Raw genomic sequence first — 4,318 nt, 5'->3', positions numbered from 1 at the left:
CCGCCACACTTCAGCGCCATGTCATTGAAGAGATGAAGCGCAATCAACAGCTAATCGAAGAAGGACGGAAGCAAGCAAAAGGCTCACTTCTTCCAACAATAGGAAGGTAACAAGTTCCAGCATCGCGAGACGAGGCAGTAAAGCACCTCGCTCACTCCATTTTCGAATTGATACAGAACGCATTAAAGGAAAAGATACCATCATGAAACCCATACGGCCTATTTTCATCGTATTTATTTCTACTTTGCTACTCACCTTCCTGATGGGAATTTTTGTGGAAATCGTTAGAGGTTGCATCGATATTCCCTCATCCATTTGGCTCTATTGCCTAGCGATAAGCATCTTATTTACTGCTGTTTATCATTGGCTGGAACACAAAGGAAAAACCGCCATCTTTTTAACTAAAGAGTACCAAGCGCTCAACCTACTTATGGGAGCAGTCATTATTGCGATCGCTTACACCTACTCTTTGTCCGCAGCTGCACTCTTACTCATTGTTTGTGGATTAGCACTTATCATTGACTGTGCTTACCGTTATTCACATATCGCATCGAAAACGGACAAACAAACGTAAACCTTTCTTGTATCGATGGACGTGCCATTGACCGTTTAACTGTCGTGGGTGACACCAACCCTTGCCCTGAGTCGGAGGTATCTATCGTTTCGATTGAAGAGTCTGCCAGTGCCAGCACTCAATACTTTCAGCAAACCTTGCTGATTTTTTATTTCATGTGCCTTGCTTTAACTGGCTTTTGGACAACACTGACCACCAAGCAGTTTGATACCAATGCCTCGGTGCTTTTCAACAAGGTCAAACGGTCATTATCAAGCCGGAAGTAACGTATTTAAACGTTTAAGGTTAACGGTTACGCCGTTTGAGGCGGCGATAAAATACACATCAATTTGTCACCGTTTTCTGAATCCCCAGTAAGGAAAAGCGGAACCCCTTCTCACACCTTGCCCTTGCTTTAGTCCATCTTTAGCATTCGCACCTTCTTTGCTGTGTAGGAAAAAAGATGATCATACTTATCACCAACGTTCTCGATGACGTGAACGAAAATACTCACACTGTCACATTTCAAATCGTTGACGGTTCACCTTCCCTAAACGATGTGGAATGCCTATTAACCCGTGAAATTAACGAATTTAATCATGTCACGTATTGCTTGGAGGAAAAACAAGGACAGTTCAAAACATTCGGACGCCAATGTGTTCAAGGAGAACATTTTAGCGACACTGAACAACATGAGTTAATCGCATGATTTTTATTACAGATAACCCTAACTTACAAACCAAACAATGGCTTGATGATTACAAACACAGCACCCTCATCCTTAAAAACCGCGAAGGTAACCAATTAGCCCGCTTTGTGGCTCCGAAACATGGTTGGACACCTTGGGATTTGTGGCAATTAAGGCAACAACTTCCCCCACAATGGATCAACCAACATTTTGATGCTTATTTAGGGGGGCGATTAATAGGAAGCAACTACAGGAAAGAACAGGACTTATGCCACCAAACCGCCAGTTATTCGCACTGACACTGGTCATTTCGTTACTTGCTTCACCTCTCGCAATAGGAAAAAACTTTGGCCGCCAAGGTGAAGTGTTTCCTATCGCAGAGGTTGATATGCTCGAATGGATTGACGCAAGACTTAAACACCTTGAAGCCACCGGACAAACCGCTCAGATGCAGCAAGACTTTATCGAGCAAGTCGAAAGTCGTGTCCGTCGTCCTTCTCCCGTTGAAGGACTCACCACAACCACCACGCCCCGCACCTTTTACATCGACCCATCGCTGAAGTTAGCCACCGACATTAAAGATGCGCAAGGCAACCTGATTTACGCCAAGGGCTTAATCATCAACCCTTTTGATACCGATACGTGGCCTATTGAGATACCCAAGACGCAATTTGAGTATCAACACACCTTGATCTTCTTTGATGGTGACGATGTAAGGCAACGCACTTGGGCGAAACAATACCAATCAGAGAAGCCCATCAAGTGGATACTCACCAATGGCAGCCCTGATGAACTCGCCCTGACATTGGATGCTCGCATCTACTTTGACCAACAAGGGAACTACAGCCGTCAATTCCAACTGGCGCATACCCCTTCCATTATTGAGCAAGACGGCAAACGTTGGAAGGTAACGGAAATCGATGTGACGCCCTTTACCAACGCCCTAATGGAGAGAAAAATCGAATAAGGAGAACAACGTTGAAACCGCTTTGGTTATTACTTATCGCAGCAACGATGCTGCCCTGGCAAGTTCAAGCCAAATCCGCCGCCTGTACTGGACACTTTATCAACCCAATCTCTGATATCTGCTGGAAATGCCTGTTTCCGATGACACTGGGTAACGTACCATTAATTGGCTCCAAATATCCTGACACACGCAACCCAAGCTCACCGATATCATTTTGTCCTAAACCACCTCCTATCTTTATGCAAATAGGGTTAAACATTGGTTATTGGGAGCCTTATTCCCTCGTTGATGTCACGCGCGTGCCTTACTGCATGGTGAACATGGGGATGCAACTCAGTGGCAGTAACAGTCAACAGCTTGGTGGCACACAACACGACGCCAGCAGTAAGACCAGCGGCAATGCGTTCTATCACGTTCATTGGTACAAATACCCTGTGATTTACTGGTTGCAATTGATGCAGTCTGCCGCGTGCATGTCAACCGACAACTTTGATATTGCTTACCTCACGGAGCTCGACCCACTTTGGGATGATGATGAACTCTCATTTATCTTAAACCCTGAAGCGATTTTATTTGGCAACCCTGTCACGCAACTCTCTTGCGTTACCGAAGCCATGGCAACTACCACAGGCAAAGTCTTACCCTTTGATGCACTTTTTTGGTGTTTAGGCTCCCAAGGCAGCGCTTACCCACTCACAGGCAACAGTGCGTTTTCTCACACCGGACCGCAGGTTGGCACACTCATGATGGAGCGTTTTAACTTCAAGATGCACAGGCAAGGCATTGTGTGGGAGACGCGAGGGGAGAACGGCGCAGTGTGTTACCAATGGCCTGAGCCTATCTTGCCAAAGAGCCGTTATCGTTATCAACTCTCTGCGCCCATCGGTGATGCTGGTAACTGCTATCCCTACGGCACGACGTCCACACTCTGGGAGCAAGGCAAAGACAACCCAACGACGGGTGGAAACTTTGGCTTTGTGAACTGGCGTAAACGCAACTGTGTATTTTTATAAGGAAGAAAACCATGAAACACCACACATCACTTTGAGATATAGAACCATTGAAGACATCGAGACATTCCACCAAACGCTGTTTGACGCTTTCAAGGCTCAAAAAAGACTGATGGCGTTAGAAGGAACGAAGCCAACGAAACCGATAGAGCGAGAACACCGGAGCACGAATACCTCACCCAATGACGTTCTTCGTCAAATGTCGCTCTCATAAATCCACACCAATAAAGGAAACCCAATGTCATTCAATCTAAGAGTCTTATGGCTACTCCCCACCCTACTTATCAGTCCTTTTTCATTTGCCGAGATAGGGTACTCTCAAGAAGAACTCAAAGCCCTTGCCAAGCGTGAGCAAGCCATAACAGCGCCAACCAACCAAAGTGACATTGCCGACATCATCAAGCGAAGTCAGTTACACCGTATTGATGCGCTGTCCATGAATCAATACGTCGATAACGCCCTCAAAGACTCACCACTGGCAAGCGTGCTTGGCACACCTCAAGCCAATCCACATAAGGACGCACAAGGCATCATGGTGTTTGTCTCGTTATCGATGCCAGACCACGCATTAAGACAACTGTTGATCCAAAGCCAAGAATATCAAGTGCCGTTGGTGATACGAGGCGTCTTACCGGAAGGTTTTGTGCCGACCGCTTCTCGCATTACAAGCTTACTGGAAAAGCCAGACAACACACACATCGACAGCGGCTTTGCCATCAGTTCTGAATGGTTTCAACAATTTGGTGTAACTCATGTACCGGCTTTTGCTGCCATCAATGAGTCATGCAACGAAGAGGCGTGCGCAGCCAATGACTACGATATTGTTTACGGCAATATGTCGCTGCCAAGTGCTTTGCAGATATTAAGTCAAGGCGACGTTGGACACATCGCCCAACAAGTGATTGATAGGAGAACGCCGTGAGCAAACATACTTTCATTTCTGATTGCCTTCTTTTTATTCTTACTTCCTCTCTACTGATTTCAACTCAAGCGTTAAGCGACCCACAAGAAACCACCTTTTACGACAACGTAGAATGGACAAAAAACGCCCCTGCACAGGCGTACAATGACCCAAACATGACCATCAATCTGTCCGATTT

Annotated in this window: 7 protein-coding genes; all 7 read left to right on the top strand. The window is 46.1% G+C overall.

Features of this window, described 5'->3' with window-relative positions:
• Nucleotides 1–202: 202 nt before the first annotated feature.
• Nucleotides 203–574: a hypothetical protein gene (locus tag OU793_RS23635; protein ID WP_159408238.1), complete on the top strand. Its 372-nt coding sequence runs from the start codon at nucleotides 203–205 to the stop codon at nucleotides 572–574.
• A gap of 442 nt (nucleotides 575–1,016) precedes the next feature.
• Entirely contained in the window at nucleotides 1,017–1,262 is a 246-nt protein-coding gene (locus tag OU793_RS23630) for a hypothetical protein (RefSeq protein ID WP_159408237.1), read from the top strand.
• On the top strand, nucleotides 1,259–1,540 hold the full coding sequence (locus tag OU793_RS23625; protein WP_159408236.1) for a hypothetical protein: 282 nt from the start codon (nucleotides 1,259–1,261) through the stop codon (nucleotides 1,538–1,540). Before OU793_RS23630 ends, OU793_RS23625 begins: the two co-directional genes overlap by 4 nt.
• Nucleotides 1,510–2,208 carry a type-F conjugative transfer system protein TraW gene (gene traW / locus OU793_RS23620; RefSeq protein ID WP_159408235.1) on the top strand — a complete coding sequence of 233 codons (699 nt, stop codon included), beginning with the start codon at nucleotides 1,510–1,512 and terminating at the stop codon, nucleotides 2,206–2,208. Before OU793_RS23625 ends, traW begins: the two co-directional genes overlap by 31 nt.
• Nucleotides 2,209–2,219: 11 nt before the next feature.
• Nucleotides 2,220–3,221 carry a conjugal transfer pilus assembly protein TraU gene (gene traU / locus OU793_RS23615; RefSeq protein ID WP_159408234.1) on the top strand — a complete coding sequence of 334 codons (1,002 nt, stop codon included), beginning with the start codon at nucleotides 2,220–2,222 and terminating at the stop codon, nucleotides 3,219–3,221.
• A 235-nt stretch (nucleotides 3,222–3,456) separates the two neighbouring features.
• Entirely contained in the window at nucleotides 3,457–4,140 is a 684-nt protein-coding gene (trbC, locus tag OU793_RS23610) for a type-F conjugative transfer system pilin assembly protein TrbC (protein WP_159408233.1), read from the top strand.
• Nucleotides 4,137–4,318, top strand: a 182-nt coding sequence (locus OU793_RS23605) for a hypothetical protein (RefSeq protein ID WP_274647869.1), incomplete at its 3' end; no start/stop codon positions are given. The genes trbC and OU793_RS23605, both read left to right, overlap by 4 nt.

The sequence above is a fragment of the Vibrio sp. VP6 genome, from assembly GCF_028823755.1.
GTDB lineage: Bacteria > Pseudomonadota > Gammaproteobacteria > Enterobacterales > Vibrionaceae > Vibrio > Vibrio parahaemolyticus.
The sequence above is the reverse complement of the archived record's forward strand: the minus strand, read 5'-3'. Positions and strand labels throughout refer to the sequence as shown.